The sequence below is a fragment of the Sphingobium sp. Ant17 genome (genome assembly GCF_000588875.1).
In the GTDB taxonomy this organism is placed as follows: Bacteria; Pseudomonadota; Alphaproteobacteria; order Sphingomonadales; family Sphingomonadaceae; genus Sphingobium.
In genome coordinates this window covers 1-2,064 of the sequence record NZ_JEMV01000174.1, presented here as the reverse complement: position 1 = coordinate 2,064, position 2,064 = coordinate 1, and the positions used below count along the sequence as shown (strand labels likewise).

Here is a 2,064-nt window from a genome sequence, read left to right as displayed (position 1 = left end):
CCACCTCGGCAGCATCATTTCAGCGGCAAAATGCATCCGCCGCCACCTCTTGAAGATCGCGTCGATCGTCTTCGGGCTGCGGCGCTCGCTCTAGGATCACCCGATCAACGCTTCCGGCATGCTCCAAAATGACGTGGCCCAATTCATGGGCAGCTGTGAAACGCTGGATATGCAATCCACGGCGGGTCGTTACCATGATGCCGCGCAAGGGGGCAGGCAGACATAGTCCCAAAGCGGAGTTCAGCGGCTTAAATACCAATGGGATGCCGAGATCTCCGATCACTTCGAAGATATCGATGAGACCGCCGCCCTCGGTCACGCGCTCCTTGAGATCAAGTTCGCGATGAACTCGCTTTGCCGCCGCGACAGCATCGAGACGGACCGCCGCTGCCGCCGACCTAGCCACGTTCTTCTCCTCGAGGTCCACGCATCTGGAGGAATTCCGCGAAACGAAGCAKTTCCGCGCGATCGTCTGACGATAACTCGGTCGCTGCGCGCGCCAATGCCTGAACACTCTCTGGAAGCGGTGGTAACTCGGCGGAGCCGGTTAGGGCTTCGATAGATTGGCCGTAAACCTGAGAAAACCGCCCCAACTCGACCGCATCGACTTTTCGGCGGCCATTCTCAACCAACGAGAGTGCCGACCGAGAAATACCAATCGCGTCAGCCGCTTCCTCCTGCTTCAGCTCCAGATATTCGCGGGCTTGGCGCAACCGCTCTCCGATCGCACGCCACTTGTCGGATTCATCACTCATTGCAGACCCTTCACGCCGGCTCTAATGCTTTGACCGGCTTTGCTTTTTTTACTTTAATGTCGCCGATAAAAACCCGCTCGAGTTTCGGCATGAGATCGGCAATCATCTCATCGCAGCTAGCATAGCCCCCAGGCTGTATGATTTCAGGCGGCAATTCGATGTTAAGCACCTTCTTGGTAATAACTGTGGCGTCCACAACTCGCTTGGAATCGATGGCCGGACAGGTCCCCATGATGGAACCTCCGCTACCCGAGGGTGCCGCCGCAGCAATCGAACCATCGATTGATTCCGTTTCTTCCTCGAACCATGCTTCCAACTCAGACACGAGTTCCTTCGCCTTCGAGGCGAAGATCGCTTTTGAGCTCTTCTTTTGGTAGCCGTCATGATTACCTCAGTTTCGAAATTTTCCAAACAAAAAATATGAAACTCTCTGCGCGAAAAATGTCAACATCAGAATATGGTGACTGTTCCATAGGAGATGCGATGTAGGATCGATGTGTCACGCATCCTCTGGGAAGCGCGGCGTGCATTTTTTGTGCGGTCACTAGTAGGCCAACGCCGCTGAGCCCCAACTGGATTTCGGCATTGCGGTCGGCAGCGGTTTTGAGACAGTCAGCCGCCAGCTTAACGACCGAAATGGTGCACAAAGCGACCGTTAAACCGTGGAGGACAGTGTTTGAAGGCGTCGCTTCGCTCCAATGCGGAGGCGGACTGCCCAATTCTTAGTATTATCGAGAGRTGAGCGACCTACGGTATCAGGATGGAGCTAAGCGGCGAGCTACGACCGATGTTGGGGCGCGAAGCCGCCATCGTACATCCCGGCTCGAATGTCCGCTATCCCGTTGTCGTTTTCTCCAGACCGGACCGAGCAGAATGTCCCAATTGTGGTCAAAATTCGGCACCAAGGCCGGACTGAATATTGACCACAAGAAAAAGACCCTGCCCGCATGGTCTCACACAAAGTTGACACCGGTTCGTCAAATTGTCCGGTCAACGCCTGTTTCGATTGATCAGCTGTCGCAGGTCGTCCGGATCGAGTAGGTAGATGTTCCGATCTTCACGATCTCGATGTCGCCCGACTGGATCAATTCATAGAGCTTCGATCGCCAATGCCCGTCATTCTGATGGCGGCGGGTATCCGGACAGTCAGAGGTTCTGGCGGACTGTCAGAAATGGGTTGAGGTTCGTTCTGGGTGTGATGCGGCAGTCCCCGCCGCGTTCTGATCACATGTACCATGATGCTGTTCCTTGATGCTGGAGATGTCAGGCAGGATTGGCGCGTCGCTGGGACCGCCTGGTCTGCTGACCG

At 55.4% G+C, this 2,064-nt stretch carries 3 protein-coding genes; all 3 read right to left on the bottom strand.

From position 1 onward, the window contains the following. Window positions 1–19 precede the first annotated feature (19 nt). The 3 genes from BF95_RS25150 to BF95_RS25140 are packed head-to-tail and all read right to left on the bottom strand — an operon-like array spanning window position 20 to window position 1,080. Window positions 20–427 carry an ImmA/IrrE family metallo-endopeptidase gene (locus BF95_RS25150; protein ID WP_161774441.1) on the bottom strand — a complete coding sequence of 136 codons (408 nt, stop codon included), beginning with the start codon at window positions 425–427 and terminating at the stop codon, window positions 20–22. Next, window positions 399–755 carry a helix-turn-helix domain-containing protein gene (locus BF95_RS25145; protein WP_043155574.1) on the bottom strand — a complete coding sequence of 119 codons (357 nt, stop codon included), beginning with the start codon at window positions 753–755 and terminating at the stop codon, window positions 399–401. Before BF95_RS25145 ends, BF95_RS25150 begins: the two co-directional genes overlap by 29 nt. A 10-nt stretch (window positions 756–765) precedes the next feature. Then, entirely contained in the window at window positions 766–1,080 is a 315-nt protein-coding gene (locus BF95_RS25140) for a hypothetical protein (protein WP_043155573.1), read from the bottom strand. Between the last annotated feature and the right edge of the window lie 984 nt (window positions 1,081–2,064).